We start from the raw sequence: 18,009 nt of genomic DNA, 5'->3' as shown, positions 1-18,009 counted from the left end.
GAAGATATGTCTGATTTCACAATGAAAAAAGACGCCGACGGCGTCGCCATCATCACCTGGGACTGCCCCGGCAAGACTATGAACGTGCTCAACGGCCAAGCCATGATCGACCTCGACGGTCTGGTCGATGACGCGCTGGCCGATGACGCGGTCAAGGGCATCGTGATCACCTCTGGCAAGAAAGACTTTGCCGGTGGCATGGACCTTAATGTGCTGGCCAAGATGAAAGAAGATGCCGGTGACGAGCCCGCGCGGGGCCTGTTCGAAGGTATCATGAAAATGCACGAAGGTCTGCGCAAGATCGAGCGGGCCGGCATGGATCCCAAGACCAACAAGGGTGGCAAGCCGGTTGCAGCAGCCCTGCCCGGCACTGCCGTTGGCATCGGTCTGGAACTGCCGCTGTCCACGCATCGCATCTTTGCCGCCGACAATCCAAAGGCCAAGATCGGCCTGCCGGAGATCATGGTTGGCATTTTCCCCGGTGCTGGTGGCACCACCCGTCTGGTGCGCAAGATGGGCGCCATGGCAGCGGCTCCCTTCCTGCTGGAAGGCAAGCTGGTTGACCCCAAGAAAGCCAAGGGCGCTGGCATCATCGACGAGGTTGTCGAAGATCCGCTGGCCGCTGCGCGCGCCTGGGTTCTGGAGGCGAAAGACGCCGATATCGTCAAACCCTGGGATGCGAAGGGCTACAAGATGCCCGGTGGCGCGCCCTATCATCCTGCGGGCTTCATGACCTTCCTTGGTGCCGCTGCGATGGTGCATGGCAAGACCTTCGGCGCCTTCCCGGCGGCCAAGGCCCTGCTGAGTGCCGTCTACGAGGGCGCGCTCGTGCCCTTTGACACCGCGCTGAAGATCGAGGCGCGCTGGTTCACCCATGTGCTGATGAACCCCTCCTCCGAGGCGATGATCCGCTCGCTCTTCCTCAACAAGGAAGCGCTGGAAAAAGGCGCCGTGCGTCCTGCGGGCATCGAGGATCAGTCCGTGAAGAAAATCGGCGTTCTGGGTGCTGGCATGATGGGGGCAGGCATCGCGCTGGTCTCCGCTCAGGCGGGCATGGAGGTTGTGCTGGTTGACCGTGATCAGGACGCCGCCGACAAGGGCAAGGCCTATACCGAGAGCTATCTCGATAAGGGCATCAAGCGCGGCAAAGTCACCGCCGAGAAGAAAGAGGCGATGCTGTCACGTATCACCGCAACCCCGGATCTGGACACGCTCAAAGGCTGTGATCTGATCATTGAGGCGGTGTTTGAAGATCCCGGCGTCAAAGCCGAGATGACCAAAAAGGTCGAGGCGATCATCCCTGAGGATTGCATCTTCGCCTCCAACACCTCGACCCTGCCGATCACGGATCTGGCGGAGGCCTCGGTGCGCCCGGAACAGTTTATCGGCATTCACTTCTTCTCGCCGGTGGAAAAAATGTTCCTGGTGGAGATCATCAAAGGTGAGAAAACCGGTGACCGCGCGGTGGCCAAGGCGCTGGATTATGTGCGTCAGATCCGCAAGACACCGATCGTGGTCAATGATGCCCGGTTCTTCTACTGCAACCGCTGCATCATCCCTTACGTAAACGAAGGCGCACGGATGATCACCGAGGGCGTCGCCCCGGCGCTGATCGACAATGCTGCACGTCAGCTGGGCTTCCCCGTTGGGCCAATCCAACTGACCGATGAGACCTCGATCGATCTGGGCGCCAAAATTGCGCGCGCCACCAAGGCGGCGATGGGTGATGCCTATCCGGAGAGTGCAGCGGATGCCCTGATCTTCTGGATGGAAGAACAGGGCCGTCTGGGGCGCAAGTCCAACGCTGGTTTCTTTGACTATGATGACAAGGGCAAGCGTCAGGGCTACTGGAATGGCATGCAGGAGAAATACCCGCAGGCCGAAGAGCAGCCCGATTTGATCGAGGTGCAGGAACGCTTGATGTTCGCACAGGTTCTGGAAGCCGTGCGCGCATTGGAAGAGGGCGTTCTGATGGACATTCGCGAAGGCGACGTGGGCGCTATTCTGGCCTGGGGCTTTGCGCCGTGGTCCGGTGGTCCGCTGAGCTGGCTCGACATCATCGGCACGCCCTATGCGGCTGAGCGCTGCGATCAGTTGACCGCGAAATACGGTGAGCGCTTCACCTGCCCGCCGCTTCTGCGGGAGATGGCGGAGAAAGGTCAGACCTTCTATGGCCGCTTCAATCCTGAGGCCGAGAAAGCCGCCTGATCAGGCCACAGCAGTCCAATCGCATCTGAAAGCGGCGCCCTTGGGTGCCGCTTTTTCTCGTCAAGACATCCGATGAAGGGCATGTAAACACGAAAAAAGCCGCCTCCGGATCGGATGGCGGCCTTGGTCGACGCAGTCTGTGTTCGGCGGTTTAGACCATCGCGGCATATTCTGCCGCGCCATGACCACCCGGCCCCACCGGCAGGGGCGTGGCCCAGACGCTTTCCTCTGTGATCATATCGATCACCAGTTCTCGGGCTGTCTCGGGCTGCAGCACGCGATAAAGATCCGGCTGCGCGCTTGTGTCGAACGACAGCAGGTCACGCGGTGAGACGCTGAACCCCAGCAGGCCCGCCTCCAGATAGATGACTTCGTCCTGTGCAAAACGCGGTACGACGATCTCAAGCCGGGTCTCTGGTTCCGCGCGGCGGATCCCGCGATAGCCTTCCAGCGCGCAGGCTGGCACCACCACAAAGGGATCGCCCTGCCCGTCACAGGCCAGATCGCTTTCGATCAGAATTCCCTGGTTCGGCATCACCCAAAGCGGCGCGCGATTGTTCAGCGCATCCTGCGGAATATAGACCGGACATGTCAGTGGATTGGGGGCACCGCTGGTCAGCAACAGTGTCTCGCGGTGGATATCGACGATGGGCTGCATCCCATTGTCAAAGGTAAGGGCCATATCGCCCACGGCCAGGGCCTCAATCGGGCGCCAGCCAAGATGTGAGGCCACATGCGTGCCAGACAGGATCCCGCCCTGTCCGGCTGCGACCAACGGATACTCTGTCGCCAGAGCCTCGGCCATCGGAGAGAGCTTGCGTTTCAGCAGCCAATCCAGCATCGGTTTTCCCTTTCACCAAGGCAGCCATACGTTCTGCATGACCCGTCACGTTACCCGTCCGACAGGCGACAAGAGCCGACCTGCGGGAGAGCTGTTCACGATTTCGGATCAAAGCTGCGCCATTTTGGCTGAGGCTTCGAAAACCCCGTGATTCCATCTCTCGACTACTGGTCTATCGGTGAATCGTTAAAAGAGTATTCAAACTGGGCAAGATCCATTGCACAGGCCTCTGCCACCGCCATACGTGCCGCATCCGTATAGGCCGCTTGCCAGCCGCGCGGGCGATCAGAGACATTGGCCACGGGCAGGCGCAGCTCAAACCCCAGGTGATCGAACAGGGGTGTGGCGTCCTGCGCGAAATGCTCAAGCCGGATATAGCAGGCGCATTGTTCCACCCCGTCCGCACGCCGCATATAGGCGCGAGCCGGGGTGGCGCGAAACGCTGCCAGCATCTTGGGATGACAGGCAAAATCGACAAAATCCAGCGTCTTGGCCAGCGGCACTGACGGGTGATCAAAGCTCTGCGCACGCAGCCAGTGATAGAGGCTCAGCACCCGGTCAAAAGGGTTGCGCACCAGCGTGAAGGCAAAAAGGCGGCGCAGATCCGCCGCAGGTACCAGCCCGTCGATATCCGCCAATGTCGAATGCTTCCACAGCCGACCATGCGTTTTGACCCCTTTGAGACGGCGCCTGCGCCGGACTGCCTTAGGCGTATCGCCAAGCATCATATCATCCGCCATGGCCCGCGCCTCCAGCGCCAGCGACAACGCGGTGCCTCCGGTCTTCGGAATATGCACAAAGACGTAGGAACGGCCGGGTGACAGGATCATGGCGCCAAGCTAAGCGGTTTATTCGCCGAAGAAAACCCGGACTGACACGGTGTGGCAGCGTGGTCGCCCGCTGTCATTGAAAAACAAAACTGCCTTATGCCTTCCCTTGCTTGCAACTATGCGCAATATCTTGAACCAACGACGCATGAATCATCTTGAGGAGGCCGAAATGGGCTGGATGTCGGACGAGTCAGGACTGGAAAAAACAGCCGCCAACTATGTGCCGCTGACACCGTTGTCACATCTGCGTCGCGCCGCACATGTGTTTGCCGATGTGCCTGCCGTGGTCTACGGCACCCATCGCAAGACCTACGCGGCCTATTACGACCGCTGCACGCGGCTGGCCTCAGCTCTGGCCGGGATGGGCGTCCGCCCAGGTGACGTCGTCGCCACGCTGATTCCAAACCTGCCGGCCCAGGCCGAGGCGCATTTCGGGGTGCCTGCCTGTGGCGCTGTGTTGAATACCATCAACACACGCCTCGATGTCGGCACAGTCGCCTATATCTTCGATCATGGAGAGGCCAAGGTGGTGTTGGTCGACAGCCAATTCCTCACCCTCGCTGAGGAGGCGAAGGCCGCCTGCGATGGACCGGGACCGCTGATCATTGAGGTCCCGGATGATCAAGCCAGCTACCCCGCATCAGGCCGCTATCCCGTCTATGAGGATATTCTCGCCGCTGCGGCCCATGATTTCGACTGGATCATGCCGCAGGACGAATGGGAAAGCCTTGCGCTGAATTATACTTCCGGCACCACGGGTCGACCCAAAGGTGTCGTCTATCACCATCGCGGCGCATATCTCATGACCATGGGCACGGTGATTTCCTGGCGCATGGTGATGCAGCCGAAATACCTTGCCATTGTGCCCCTGTTTCATTGCAACGGCTGGAACCACACCTGGATGATGCCGGTTCTGGGGGGCACGCTGATCTGCTGTCGCGATATCACCGCGCCTGCGATCTACGATGCAATCGCCGACGAAGGCGCGACCCATTTCGGCGGCGCGCCCATCGTGCTCAATATGCTGGTGAACGCCGCCGAGGAAGACCGTCGCCAGTTCGATCACACGGTTGAGGTCTTTACCGCAGGCGCCCCGCCCGCCCCCGCGACACTGGAGAAAATCGAGGCTCTCGGCTTTCATGTCACACAGGTCTACGGGCTGACGGAAACATACGGCCATGTCACCGAATGCCTTTGGAAAGGCGACAGCTGGGATACGCTGGACCAGCAGGGCCGTGCCGCAATCAAGGCCCGTCAAGGCGTCGCCTTCCCGATGATGGATCATATCACGGTCATGTCCGATGACATGCAGCAGATCGCGATGAACGGCCAAGATCAGGGCGAGATCGTCATGCGCGGCAACTCGGTCATGAAAGGCTATCTGAAGAACCCCGATGCCACCGCCGAAGCCTTCCAAGGCGGATATTTCCACTCAGGTGATATCGCTGTGCAGCACCCGGATGGCTATATCCAGATCGCCGACCGGGCGAAGGATATCATCATCTCCGGGGGCGAGAATATCTCTTCGGTTGAGGTGGAGGGCGTGTTGATGGGGCACCCGGATGTAAACCTTGCAGCCGTGGTCGCCAAACCCGACGATAAGTGGGGCGAGGTGCCCTGCGCCTTTGTCGAACTGAAGCCAGGCGCTACCGTGGACCCTGCCGATCTGATCCGCTTTGCCCGCGAAACACTGGCAGGTTTCAAAGCCCCAAAACAGGTGATTTTTCAGGAGCTTCCGAAAACCTCGACCGGGAAAATCCAGAAATTTGAACTGCGCCAGCAGGCCAAGGCACTCTGACATGGGTTCATAAAGCACGCGCGGGCGGAACTGTCGCAAAGTCATTTGCTGATGCCCGGATCGCCGTGCTATTTGATCTGTGAACAATTAGCGGTAAGGGTGCATCGTTTTTCATGACGGCATTGCGGGAATATCAACGGCTTGAGGCTGCAGCCCTGTGGCGCGCAGCTCCTGATGCGCAGCGGCGCGATGTTATCGTTTCGGTCGGGGACGCAACCCTGACCATCGCCGATATGAATGACCGGCCGTTGGCGCATTGGTCCCTTGCAGCACTCGAACGCCAAAATCCCGGCAGTTTCCCGGCCCTCTTTCATCCCTACGGGGATCAGGGCGAGACGCTGGAGATTGCCGAAGATGAAACGGCGATGCTGGATGCGATCAACCGGTTGCAATCCGCACTCACCCGCGCGCGGGCCCGCCCGGGCCGCCTGCGCGCTGTTACGCTGCTCTCGACACTAGCCGTTGCCGCCGGGCTTGCCGTGTTCTGGCTGCCCAATGCGCTGCTGTCCCATACGGTCGATGTGGTGCCGGATATCAAGCGCAAGGCACTGGGGCAGGCCTTGCTCGGCCGGATCGAGCGGGTGTCGGGTCAGGCCTGCAGCACGCTGGAGACCGCGCCCATTCTGGACCGGCTGGCGGAACGGCTGGATGTACGCCAGCTGGTCATCCTGCGCAGCGGCGTGGCCAGCAGCCTCTATCTGCCTGGCGGTATCGTCCTGCTGAACCGTGATCTGGTCGAGGATCACGAAGATCCGGCTGTCGCAGCTGGCGCCGTTCTGGTTGAACGCGCCCGCGCTGTGGAACAGGATCCGCTGGCTGAACTGCTGGCCGCCGGGGGCATCCGGGCGACCTTCAGGATGCTGACAACCGGAGAGTTGACCCGCGCGACCTTGGACCGTTACGCAGAAACCGTCATCAGCGCGCCGCGCCCGACCCCGGATGAGGCCACGACGCTGGCAGAGTTCGCGCGCGCAGCGGTGCCCTCCAGCCCCTACGCCTATGCGCAGGACATAACCGGTGAAACCGTGCTTGGCCTGATTGAGGCCGACCCGATGGCCGGGCGCGAGTTACAGCCGGTGCTGAATGATCGTGACTGGGTTCAATTGCAGAGCATCTGCGGCTGAAGCGGCCCAAGTTGCTCCCAGGGGGATCCATAGACGTCGCAAACCACGCGCACTCAGCGTGCCGTGTGCCGGCCTGCTGATCTGCTGCCTACTTGCTCAACCGCGCCCCGGCAAAGCCTGCTGCGCGCACTTTGGACAGGGCCGACTGAGCCGCCTCCCCACCAGTGAATGGCCCGGCCAGCACCACCTGCAAGGTTTGTCCCTTGCGGTTGACCCGTCCCAGACGTACCGGCAGCCCCTTTTGGCGCAGCCGTTGCGCCACCGCCTCCGCCTGCGTCACATCGGCAAGGGTCGCGGCCCGCACATAGCGGGACGGCGCAACAGGCGCAGACATGGCAGCCTTGGCCTCTCGGCGCGGGGTGGTTCCCGCCAAAGGTTGCGAACGGGTGGACAGACGGGTGACGAGGATATCATCCTGCGCCACGGCATCGGTCCGCTGTCTTGCAGAGAGGGTCACAACAGGCCGGTCTACCGGGCGGCGGATCCCCTCGCGCGGGACGGTGCGTGTCCAGATTGCGGTCCCCTGCGGCCCCCGGTTCGGATTGTAACGCTCCTGACGGGCAACCCGCACGTATCCAGCAGGCACACCGCCATTGGCACGCGCCAGAACGCCGCCAAGCGACATTTCGGCCCGGCGCGGATTCAGGCGATCATCGCCCCAAGCTTGACGATAGCCCTCAGGCACCTTCAGACCACGGCTCAGCGCGCGTTCCTGATAGACATGTTTGGGAACCACGCGGGTGTTGGGGTCCAAAACAGACGACAAGCGGTTGCTGCCCCCCTGCGGGCCGCAGCGCACATTGCCAGTCTGATTGATATATTGCTGGCTCAGCGCTGAAGCACCGGGACAGCGGCCATAGCCCTGACTGATGACGGTGGGCGCGGCGGCGGGCGGGCGATAGGCGTCATCCAGCAGCGGGCGCTGTCGCGGCACAGGGCCGGTAGAGGCCGCAGTCCGCACCGGCTTGGCCTGCCGAACCGCGCTGCGCTGTGGCTTGGTGGTCGTGACACTGCGCGGCGCGGTCGATGCTGCGACCGGGGGCGTGCTCTGTTCTGCGACGGTGATCTCCGCGCCATTCGCGCGTTGGTCTGCTGGCAACGTGATCAACTCAGGTGCCGGTGTGGAGGTCGCCTTCGGCGCGCTTGGTGCGGCAGCCACTTGTGTCGGTTCAAAACCACACAGCTGCTTGCGGCTTCGGGTCACGCGCGGCACCCATGTGACAGTGCCGTCGATGCCCGCCCGGATGAAAACACACCCGCGACTGTCGACATATTGCTTGCCCTCAAAGGAGGCAGGCGGAAACTCGGCCGGGGCTTCGGTGGTGCGGGCTGATTGCGCATGCGCCCCGCCAAAGCTGGCCGCCGCGATCAAGGCACTTGCAATAATTCTAGTAAGCGTCATCCGAAAGCCCCACAATATATGGCGGCAGGATGCCTGAAAAGCGAATCTGAGTAAAGCAGGGTTTCCGCAAATTAGCGAAAGTTCCCAAAGGCATCAGCCCGCCCGATAGGCCCGGATCAGGCCGGGAGCCCCCCCGCAATGCAGCAAGGGCGCCCGCAATCGGACGCCCCTGTTTCTACACGCAGGACATGCCGAGACGGCAAATGGCTACTTGGTCCCGAACATCCGGTCGCCCGCGTCACCCAGTCCCGGCAGGATATACCCTTTCTCGTTCAGCTGACGATCGAGAGAGGCTGTCACAATCGGCACATCCGGGTGCTTTTCTTTCATCAGCTCCACCCCTTCGGGCGAGGCCAGCAGGCACAGGAAACGGATGTCATTGGCACCGGCTTCTTTCAGCAAATCAATCGCCGCCGCAGAGCTGTTGCCAGTGGCCAGCATCGGGTCAACCGCGATCACCAGACGATCCTTCAGCTCCTCCGGCGCCTTGAAATAATACTGAACCGGCTGCAACGTTTCCTCATCCCGGTAGAGGCCGACAAAGCCGACCCGCGCCGAGGGGATCAGCTCCAGAACGCCGTCCAGCATGCCATTGCCCGCCCGCAGGATCGACACCAGTGCCAGTTTCTTACCCGCAAGGATCGGCGCTTCCATTTCTTCCATCGGCGTGTCGATGGTGGTGGTGGTCAGCGGCATCTCGCGGGTGATCTCATAGGCAAGCAGCTGGGTGATCTCGCGCAGCAGGCGACGGAACCCGGCGGTTGAGGTGCCCTTGTCGCGCATCAGGGTCAGCTTGTGCTGCACCAGCGGGTGATCGACAACGGTCAGGTGATCGGACATTGGGCACTCCTTTCAGGAAAATTCAAACTCTCTTAGTCCTTGCACCGCAGGACAGGCAAGGCGGATTTGCCGCGTATTGGCGTAAAACCCCGCAAACACTACGGGGGATAACAGGCCAGGATCCTTCACCGGCTCGCTTCATTACGTCGTGAGCGCTGGTCGACCCGGCCCCTGCGCAGGCACGTTCAGATGCGCGGCAACCGTGGCCGCCACATCCGCGAAACCAATGGTACCCAGGGGGCCGACCCCGGCCCCGGCGATCAGCACCGGCACCTGTTCACGCGTGTGATCGGTCCCAGGCCAGCTGGGATCGTTGCCGTGGTCCGCAGTCAGGATCAGCAGGTCCCCGTCCCGCAGCTGAGACAGCAATCGGCCGATTTCTCCATCGAACCATTCCAGCGCCCTCGCGTAGCCCGAGATATCGCGCCGGTGCCCATAGAGACTGTCAAATTCCACAAAATTGGCGAAGGTAAGGCTCCCCTCCTCGGCCTCTGCCACCGCATCGAGGAGATGCTGCATCAGGGTCGCATCGTCGCCTTTCTTCAGCGTATCTATCCCCTGCATAGAGAAGATATCACCAATCTTCCCAATGGCATGCACCGGCTGGCCTGCGTCCTGCACCCAATTGGTCAGGATCGGCGCAGGTGGCATAATGGCATAGTCACGCCTGTTGGCGGTGCGCTGGAACCCGATCTCTGGTGTCCCGGTAAAGGGCCGCGCAATGACCCGACCCACTTTCATCTGATGCAGGTAAGGCGCTACCGCCTCGCAGAGCGCCAGCAACCGGTCCAGACCAAAGGTCTCCTCATGCGCTGCGATCTGGAACACGCTGTCAGCAGAGGTATAGCAGATCGGCAAACCCGACTGCATATGCGCGGCGCCATGTTGGGCAATGATCGCAGTGCCCGATGCATGACAATTGCCAAGGATCGCCTCGGTTCCTGCCGCCGCGCAGACATGTGCAACCAAGTCGTTCGGAAAGGCCGGTGTCTGATCCGGGAAGTAACACCAGTCCCATGGCACCGGCAGCCCGGCCAGTTCCCAATGACCTGATGGCGTGTCCTTGCCCCGGCTGATCTCGCGGGCCGCGCCCCAGCGCCCGGTGATCCCGGCGCCCCCAAGATCCGTACAAGGCACAGCGGACGTCAGGGCGACCGCAGCCCCCAGGCCCAACTGATCCAGATTGGGCAGGTGCAGGGGGCCACTGCGCCCCTCCTCCGCCTGTCCCGCTGCGCAGGCCTGGGCAATATGGGCCAGCGTGTTGGCGCCCAGATCAGGCAGATCGCCGTTGAAATAAGCCCCAGCATCCGGCGCACCGCCAATCCCGACCGAGTCCATCACCACAAGAAACGCGCGCGGCATTATGAAATCCTTTTGTAGATCAGGGGCGGCACCTCTGGCGCAGCCTCTGACAGCTGATAGGCCGCGCGCAGGCGCGCCTCGGCCAATTCCGCCGCCGCCTCATCCGCCGCGTGAACGATCCCCAGCTGGTCGCCTGCAGATAGTTCCTGGCCCAGCGGCGCCAGTTCCGACAGCCCAACGGCAGGGTCCACCACATCGCTTTCTATCATGCGCCCGCCGCCCAACTGGACCACCGCCAGACCTAGCGCTTCGCCATCAATGGCGCTGACATAGCCGGCCTGCTCCACTTTGATGCCGCGTTGCACCGGCGCGGTCGGCAGGATGCTCTGCCAGGTTTCGGCAAAATCACCCGGTCCCCCCATGGCGGCCACCATCCGGGCAAAGCGCTCAGCGACGGCTCCGCTGGCAATCGCCTTGCGGATCATCGCAGCCCCCACCTCGGCATCCGCCGCCAGCCCGCCATGGGCCAGCAACACACCACCTTGCGCCGCCGTCAGCTCCGCCAATGCGCCGCTTTGCCCCGACACGCCGGTCAGCACCCGCATGACCTCCGCCACCTCCAGCGCATTGCCCAAGGCAGGTGCCAGCGGCTGGTTCATATCAGTGATCAACGCCGAGGCTCGGCACCCTGCCGCATTCGCCGTCTCACTGAGACTGCGCGCGAGGGCCTCCGCCTCTTCCAGCGTCTTCATGAAGGCACCGGAGCCGATCTTCACATCCAGCACCAGCGCATCTGTGCTGGCGGCCAGTTTCTTCGACAGGATGGACGCGGTGATCAGATCGAGACTGTCCACGGTGGCCGTCACATCGCGGATCGCATATAGCCGCTTGTCCGCCGGAGCGATCTGCGCCGTGGCCCCGACGATGGCACAGCCCACGCTCTGCATCATGGCCACCAGGTCCTGTTCAGACACCTGGGTGCTGACGCCCGGAATGGCTTCCATCTTGTCGAGCGTGCCGCCGGTATGGCCCAGTCCCCGCCCCGAAATCATCGGAACATACGCCCCGCATTCCGCCAAGGCCGGAGCCAGCAGCAGCGACACACAATCGCCAACGCCGCCGGTGGAGTGTTTATCCAATACCGGCCCGTCCAGATCCCAGCGCAACACATCACCGCTGTCTCGCATTGCAAGCGTCAGCGCCCGGCGGGCCTCCACGCCCAATCCCCGCAGACACACCGCCATAGCAAAGGCGCCGGCCTGCGCATCGGACACCGTGCCATTGGCCAGCCCTTCAGCAAACCAGCGTAAATCTGCGTCACTCGGGGTGTCTCCCCGGCGCAGGCTTGCAATGATTGCGCGCGCATCCATAGCTTAACTCCGCTCCATGTGATCCGCGCCAAAGGCCCCCGGAAGCAGGTCACCAATGGTGGTCCCACGTTCCAGACCGTCGGTTGTGGCAAGTGTCACCTGCACGTCAGCGGCGCCAAACTCGGCCAGTTTCTGACGGCAGCCTCCGCAGGGCGGGATCGGTGCCGGGCAGTCGGCAATCACATAGGCAGCCTCCAGCCGCGTCTCACCGGCAGCCACCATGGCCGCAATTGCGCCCGCCTCAGCGCAGGTCCCCTCAGGGTAGGCAACATTTTCGACGTTGCAGCCAACATAGACGGTTCCGGACGCCGCTCTGATCGCCGCACCGACCTTGAAATTGGAATAGGGCGCGTGTGCGTTTGCACGAACGGCGGTGGCAGCGTCTTTGAGGTTCATGGCGATTCCCTGATTTTTTGATCATTTGGTCAGAATTGGTGACCCTAGCGGATTTTGCCGAGGGAGTGAAAGCCCCCCCGGCACATGCTGGTAACTGTAACACACCATCCGGCCCAAGCCGCCATCCGCAGATCGCGCCTCAGGCTGATGGGTCGCCCAATGTGGTGTTGAACACCCCGGGCAAGGTCACTTCAAGCAGCTCCACATCAGCCGAAGGCGCGCTCAACCGGGTCTTCATGCCCGGTGGAATGACGAATGCGTCGCCCTGTTCCAGCTGAAACGGCTCTCGTCCCTGCCCTTCGAGGGTCAGCGTGCCATTTATTACAAAGGTGAAGTGAATATCGGTGTCATGGGCCGCCCACTGCGGCGCGCCCTCGCCCCGGCGCACCACCTGCACCCCGGCCACGCCTTTGGTGTTCTCGGCAATCGAAGTGTCGCGGCAGATATACCCCGGCAGGCGGAACGGCGCCCATTCGGCACCCTCGGCCGTGTTGTAGACAAACCGCTGGCCCTGCCATTCGCGTTCTGGTCTCAGATGTGGTGTCGGCAGCGTCATCTCATGATCGATCTCGGTCACATGCTCAGCGGGCACGCCAATTTCGATCACCTGCACATTGTCGCTGGCTTCCAGCACCCGGTGACGGATCTCCGGTGGCTGAATGAAACAATCGCCCGCCGTCAGTCGCATCTTCTTGCCCTGATCCTCGTAGACAACATCAACCCAGCCATGGATGCAGAAGATCAGTTGAAAGCCGACCTTGTGAAAATGCACCATATCCGGCACCGGCCCCCCATCAGGGATACGAATATGGCTGGCAATGATTGACCCGCCCAGCCGGTCCGGCACCAGATCACGGTAGTGCATGCCAGCGCGCCCGATGATCCAGGGGGCCTGATCCTTCAGCCGACGCACCACGAAACTGTGAACCGTCTCCGGCATCACCAGTGGCGGGTTGCGCTCCTCAATCTCGATCTTGGTGCCATTGGGGGCGGTCAACCGGCGGGCGCCTTCTGCAAACCCGTCAGGATCGTCTGTCAGAATACGAATGGTGCCGGGGGCTTCACTCGCGCCCCGTTCGATCCGCAGCCGCAGACCATGGCCGGAGAACACCCCGATCGCCGGATCATCTGCCGGGTAGATGGAATCGAGCTTCATCCCAAGTGTTTTGGTATAAAATGGAATATCGTCCCGCAGCTCCTGCGTGGGCAATCGCAGCTCCGCAATCGTATCGGTCATTTGTCGCTCCCTTGACGTCTTTTTCACCACAGTGAGGCGAAGCGTGTTCAGGTGCAAGCACTTGCCCACCCCTGCTGCAGCAGCCATGAATAGCCTGTTTCCCTGACGTCAAAAGTCGTTTAACACTAAACTATAGTCTCTGGAGCGCCTGATGACCAAAAATCCGAAATCCGATACCCAAACCCTGCGCGACGCCGCATTGCATTACCACGCCTATCCCAATCCGGGGAAGCTGGAGATCCGCGCGACCAAGCCGATGGCCAATGGCCGGGATCTGGCGCGCGCATATTCGCCCGGCGTCGCCGAGGCCTGTATCGAAATCAAATCCGATCCGGCGGATGCGGCAAAATACACCTCACGCGGCAATCTGGTAGCGGTGGTGACCAATGGCACGGCGGTTCTGGGTCTGGGCAATATCGGTGCGCTGGCCTCCAAACCCGTGATGGAGGGCAAGGCCGTCCTGTTCAAAAAATTCGCCAGCATCGACTGTTTCGATATTGAGGTGAACGAGAGCGATCCAGAAAAGCTCGCCGATATTGTTTGTGCGCTGGAACCAACCTTCGGCGCGATCAACCTTGAAGACATCAAGGCCCCGGATTGCTTCATCGTTGAGAAGATCTGCCGCGAGCGGATGAACATCCCGGTTTTTCACGACGACCAGCACGGCACCGCGATTGTCGTGGGTGCTGCCGCCAAAAACGCGCTGCATGTGGCGGGAAAACGGTTTGAGGATATCAAAATCGTGTCCACCGGTGGTGGCGCTGCGGGCATTGCCTGCCTCAACATGCTGGTGAAACTGGGCGTGAAGCGCGAAAATATCTGGCTCTGCGACCTGCACGGTCTGGTCTATGAGGGCCGCACCGAGGATATGAACCCGCATAAGTCGGCCTTCGCACAGAACACCGATCTGCGCACATTGGATCAGGTCATTGACGGCGCGGACCTCTTTCTCGGCCTCTCTGGTCCGAATGTGCTGAAGCCGGAGATGGTCGCCAAGATGACCGACCGGCCGATCATTTTTGCCCTCGCCAACCCCAACCCGGAAATCCTGCCGGATGTGGCGCGCGAGGTCTCGCCCAATGCAATCATCGCCACCGGCCGCAGCGACTTTCCCAATCAGGTCAATAACGTCCTTTGCTTCCCGTTCATCTTCCGCGGGGCGCTGGATGTCGGCGCGACAGAGATCAACGACGAGATGCAAATCGCCTGCGTCGAGGGCATTGCCGAAATGGCCCGGATGACCACCTCTGCCGAAGCCGCCGCCGCCTATCAGGGCGAACAGCTGACCTTTGGCGCCGATTACCTCATCCCTAAACCATTCGATCCGCGCCTTGTTGGGGTGGTGTCATCCGCCGTGGCCAAGGCCGCGATGGAAAGTGGCGTTGCGCAACGCCCGATAGACGATCTTGCAGCCTATCGGGCCAAGCTGAACCAAACCGTGTTCAAATCCGCGCTCCTGATGAAACCGGTGTTTGAGGCGGCAAAGGCCGCCGCACGGCGCATCGTCTTCACCGAGGGCGAGGATGAGCGCGTGTTGCGCACCGCCCAGGGCATTCTGGAAGAAACCACCGAGACACCGATCCTCATCGGTCGCCCGGAGGTGATCGAAACCCGCTGCGAACGCCTTGGACTGCGCATTCGTCCCGGCACCGATTTCCAGATTGTGAACCCGGAAAACGATCCGCGCTACTATGATTACTGGACCAGCTATCACCGCGTCATGCAGCGCGAAGGCGTGACACCCGACTTGGCCAAGGCGATCATGCGGACCAACACCACCGCCATTGGTGCCATCATGGTCCATCGCGGAGAGGCCGACAGCATGATCTGTGGCACCTTTGGTGAATATCGCTGGCATATGAATTATGTGAACCAGGTCCTTGGCGGCGGCACCTACGAGCCACATGGTGCGTTGTCACTGGTGATCCTTGAGGATGGGCCGCTGTTCATCGGGGACACCCATGTGCGGATTGAACCCACCCCCGAACAGATTGCGCAGACCGTTATCGGTGCCGCGCGCCATGTCCGTCGTTTCGGTCTGGAGCCGAAAATTGCGCTTTGTTCGCAATCTCAGTTTGGCAATACCCGTTGCGATTCCGGTGCCCGCCTGCGCGCTGCGATCCAGATATTGGACGAGACGCCCCGCGATTTCATCTACGAGGGCGAGATGAACATCGACACCGCGCTGGACCCCGAACTGCGCGCACGCATTTTCCCGAACTCGCGGCTGGAGGGTGAAGCCAATGTGCTGATCTTTGCCCATGCCGATGCGGCGAGCGGCGTGCGCAATATCCTGAAAATGCGCGCCGGAGGGCTGGAGGTTGGGCCAATCCTGATGGGCATGGGCAACCGGGCGCATATCGTGTCCCCGTCGATCACCGCACGGGGGCTGCTGAACATGGCCGCCATCGCCGGGACACCAGTCACCCATTATAGCTGACATCAGCCATCCGACTTGCCGGTCACTTGTCAGCAACACGCGAAATGCCCGCAGGCGCACGTATAGAATCACTGCGCCTGCGACCTGACCTCTGCCAGTAGTCCAACGCGCGGTCACCAGCTAGACTTTGCAAACCCACCGCCATCTTGCTGTTAATTCCGCGAACGAGCCCTGTTTGCAAAACTTTGCAACATCGAACTGGCAAAAAATGCAAATTTCTTGCGCCAATCTGACGCGACGTCGCGCAGCGCGCTTGCCCGGTGACGGTCCATGCGCCTAACTCATTGCCAAGGATGAGTGAGGAGGAACCGCATGTCGTATTCAGAGGTCTATGAGGGCTGGAAGGCCAATCCGGAACAATTCTGGATGGAGGCAGCTGAGGCGATCAGCTGGGACAGCCCACCGAGCAAGGCCCTGACCGACAAGGGCGATGACCTCTATGAGTGGTTCGCCGATGCCAAGGTGAACACCTGCTACAACGCCGTTGACCGCCATGTCGAACAGGGGCGCGGCGAGCAAACAGCGATCATCTACGACAGCCCGATCACCCATACGAAGCGCGAAATCTCCTATGTCGAGCTGCGCAACCGTGTTGCCACATTGGCCGGCGCCCTGCGCGCCAAGGGCGTGGAGAAAGGCGACCGCGTCATCATCTACATGCCCATGATCCCCGAGGCACTGGAGGCCATGCTGGCCTGTGCCCGTCTGGGGGCTGTGCACTCTGTGGTCTTTGGTGGATTTGCGGCCAATGAACTGGCTGTGCGCATCGATGACGCCACGCCGAAGGCGATCATCGCCGCCTCCTGCGGGCTGGAGCCAGGGCGCACGGTGCATTACAAACCCCTTCTTGACGGCGCGATTGAGCTGGCAACCCACAAACCGGACTTCTGTGTGATCTTCCAGCGCGAGCAGGAAGTGGCAGAGCTGGTCGAAGGCCGCGATGTTAACTGGCACGGGTTCCAATATGGCGTCGAACCCGCAGAATGCGTCCCGGTTGAGGGCAACCACCCGGCCTACATCCTCTATACCTCTGGCACCACCGGTCAGCCCAAGGGCGTGATCCGCCACACCGCCGGGCAGTTGGTGGCGCTGAACTGGACGATGAAGAACATCTACAACGTCGATCCCGGCGATGTGTTCTGGGCAGCCTCAGATGTGGGCTGGGTGGTGGGCCACAGCTATATCTGTTACGGTCCGCTCATCCATGGCAACACCACCATCGTGTTCGAGGGAAAGCCCATCGGCACACCGGATGCGGGCACGTTCTGGCGAGTGATTTCCGAACATAACGTCAAGAGCTTCTTTACCGCCCCCACCGCGTTCCGGGCAGTGAAGCGCGAGGACCCCAAAGGCGAATACGTCAAGAAATACGACCTCAGCGGCCTCAAACAGGTCTATCTGGCCGGTGAGCGTGCGGATCCTGACACCATTACCTGGGCGCAGGAACAGCTGAAGGTGCCGGTAATTGACCATTGGTGGCAGACAGAAACCGGCTGGTCGATTGCCGCCAACCCGCTGGGGATTGAAGAGCTGCCAACCAAACTCGGCTCTCCCGCCGTGCCAATGCCGGGCTATGAGGTCGACATCCTTGACGAGGGCGGCCACCCTGTAGCCCCGGGCGAGCTGGGTGCCATTGCGGTAAAACTGCCACTGCCGCCCGGCACGCTGCCGACGCTGTGGAATGCCGAAGACCGGTTCAGGAAAAGCTACCTCACCACCTTCCCCGGATATTATGAAACCGGCGATGCCGGGATGAAGGATGAGGAGGGCTATCTCTACATCATGGCGCGCACGGATGACGTCATCAATGTCGCGGGCCACCGCCTGTCCACTGGCGCGATGGAGGAGGTTCTGGCAGGCCACCCGGATGTGGCCGAATGCGCGGTCATCGGCGTCAGCGACAGTCTGAAAGGGCAGATGCCCCTCGGCTTCCTCTGCCTCAATTCCGGTTGTGAGACCGCACATGACGAGGTTGTCGCGCAGGTGGTCAAGCTGGTGCGCGAGAAAATCGGACCGGTTGCCGCCTTTAAGCTGGCCTGCGTCGTGGACCGGCTGCCGAAGACCCGCTCCGGCAAGATCCTGCGGGGCACCATGGTAAACATCGCTGATGGCACCGATTGGAAAATGCCCGCGACCATCGACGATCCCGCTATTCTGGATGAGATCACCACTGCATTGCAGGGGCTTGGCTACGCGAAGTAGCGCGCACCCCGCCGTACTG

Annotated in this window: 13 protein-coding genes; 5 read left to right on the top strand and 8 right to left on the bottom strand. The window is 61.4% G+C overall.

Annotation, left to right across the window (positions count from 1 at the left end; translation table 11 throughout):
* Positions 1-6 precede the first annotated feature (6 nt).
* Entirely contained in the window at positions 7-2,208 is a 2,202-nt protein-coding gene (locus tag OO25_RS01715; RefSeq protein WP_040178186.1) for a 3-hydroxyacyl-CoA dehydrogenase NAD-binding domain-containing protein, read from the top strand.
* 151 nt (positions 2,209-2,359) lie between these two features.
* On the opposite strand, the gene OO25_RS01710 is transcribed toward OO25_RS01715, so the two are convergent.
* Together OO25_RS01710 and OO25_RS01705 are read right to left on the bottom strand one after the other, a co-directional pair.
* Positions 2,360-3,049: a Hint domain-containing protein gene (locus OO25_RS01710; RefSeq protein ID WP_040178185.1), complete on the bottom strand. Its 690-nt coding sequence runs from the start codon at positions 3,047-3,049 to the stop codon at positions 2,360-2,362.
* Positions 3,050-3,213: 164 nt separating this feature from the next.
* Positions 3,214-3,879, bottom strand: coding sequence for a sulfotransferase family 2 domain-containing protein (locus tag OO25_RS01705; protein ID WP_040178183.1), 666 nt, complete (start codon positions 3,877-3,879; stop codon positions 3,214-3,216).
* A gap of 169 nt (positions 3,880-4,048) precedes the next feature.
* Here OO25_RS01705 and OO25_RS01700 point away from each other — a divergent pair, with 169 nt between their 5' ends.
* Both OO25_RS01700 and OO25_RS01695 read left to right on the top strand, forming a co-directional pair.
* On the top strand, positions 4,049-5,677 hold the full coding sequence (locus OO25_RS01700) for an AMP-binding protein (RefSeq protein ID WP_040178705.1): 1,629 nt from the start codon (positions 4,049-4,051) through the stop codon (positions 5,675-5,677).
* 113 nt (positions 5,678-5,790) lie between these two features.
* Entirely contained in the window at positions 5,791-6,801 is a 1,011-nt protein-coding gene (locus OO25_RS01695) for a hypothetical protein (RefSeq protein ID WP_040173091.1), read from the top strand.
* Positions 6,802-6,889: 88 nt separating this feature from the next.
* On the opposite strand, the gene OO25_RS01690 is transcribed toward OO25_RS01695, so the two are convergent.
* From OO25_RS01690 to OO25_RS01665, 6 genes are all read right to left on the bottom strand, one after another.
* Positions 6,890-8,203 carry an SPOR domain-containing protein gene (locus OO25_RS01690; RefSeq protein ID WP_040178182.1) on the bottom strand — a complete coding sequence of 438 codons (1,314 nt, stop codon included), beginning with the start codon at positions 8,201-8,203 and terminating at the stop codon, positions 6,890-6,892.
* A gap of 207 nt (positions 8,204-8,410) precedes the next feature.
* Positions 8,411-9,043, bottom strand: coding sequence for a uracil phosphoribosyltransferase (gene upp, locus OO25_RS01685; protein WP_040173087.1), 633 nt, complete (start codon positions 9,041-9,043; stop codon positions 8,411-8,413).
* 141 nt (positions 9,044-9,184) lie between these two features.
* Positions 9,185-10,405, bottom strand: a complete 1,221-nt coding sequence (locus OO25_RS01680) for a phosphopentomutase (protein ID WP_040178181.1) — start codon at positions 10,403-10,405, stop codon at positions 9,185-9,187.
* Entirely contained in the window at positions 10,405-11,715 is a 1,311-nt protein-coding gene (locus OO25_RS01675) for a thymidine phosphorylase (protein ID WP_040178180.1), read from the bottom strand. Before OO25_RS01675 ends, OO25_RS01680 begins: the two co-directional genes overlap by 1 nt.
* Before the next feature lie 3 nt (positions 11,716-11,718).
* A complete protein-coding gene (locus tag OO25_RS01670; RefSeq protein ID WP_040178179.1) occupies positions 11,719-12,111 on the bottom strand; it encodes a cytidine deaminase in 393 nt (130 codons plus the stop codon).
* Positions 12,112-12,250: 139 nt separating this feature from the next.
* Complete coding sequence (locus OO25_RS01665) at positions 12,251-13,348, bottom strand: cupin domain-containing protein (RefSeq protein WP_040178178.1); 1,098 nt, start codon at positions 13,346-13,348, stop codon at positions 12,251-12,253.
* A gap of 151 nt (positions 13,349-13,499) precedes the next feature.
* Between OO25_RS01665 and OO25_RS01660 the strand changes: the two genes are divergently transcribed.
* Together OO25_RS01660 and prpE are read left to right on the top strand one after the other, a co-directional pair.
* The gene (locus OO25_RS01660) at positions 13,500-15,788 is read left to right on the top strand and encodes an NADP-dependent malic enzyme (RefSeq protein ID WP_040173076.1); all 2,289 of its coding nucleotides are present in this window, start codon (positions 13,500-13,502) and stop codon (positions 15,786-15,788) included.
* 312 nt (positions 15,789-16,100) lie between these two features.
* Positions 16,101-17,990, top strand: coding sequence for a propionate-CoA ligase PrpE (gene prpE / locus OO25_RS01655; RefSeq protein WP_040173074.1), 1,890 nt, complete (start codon positions 16,101-16,103; stop codon positions 17,988-17,990).
* Positions 17,991-18,009: the final 19 nt, after the last annotated feature.

Origin of the sequence: Phaeobacter sp. S60, from assembly GCF_000826845.1 — a bacterium.
GTDB classification, from domain to species: domain Bacteria; phylum Pseudomonadota; class Alphaproteobacteria; order Rhodobacterales; family Rhodobacteraceae; genus Phaeobacter; species Phaeobacter piscinae.
Note: the sequence above shows the minus strand (reverse complement) of the source record. Positions and strands in the feature narration are given on the sequence as shown.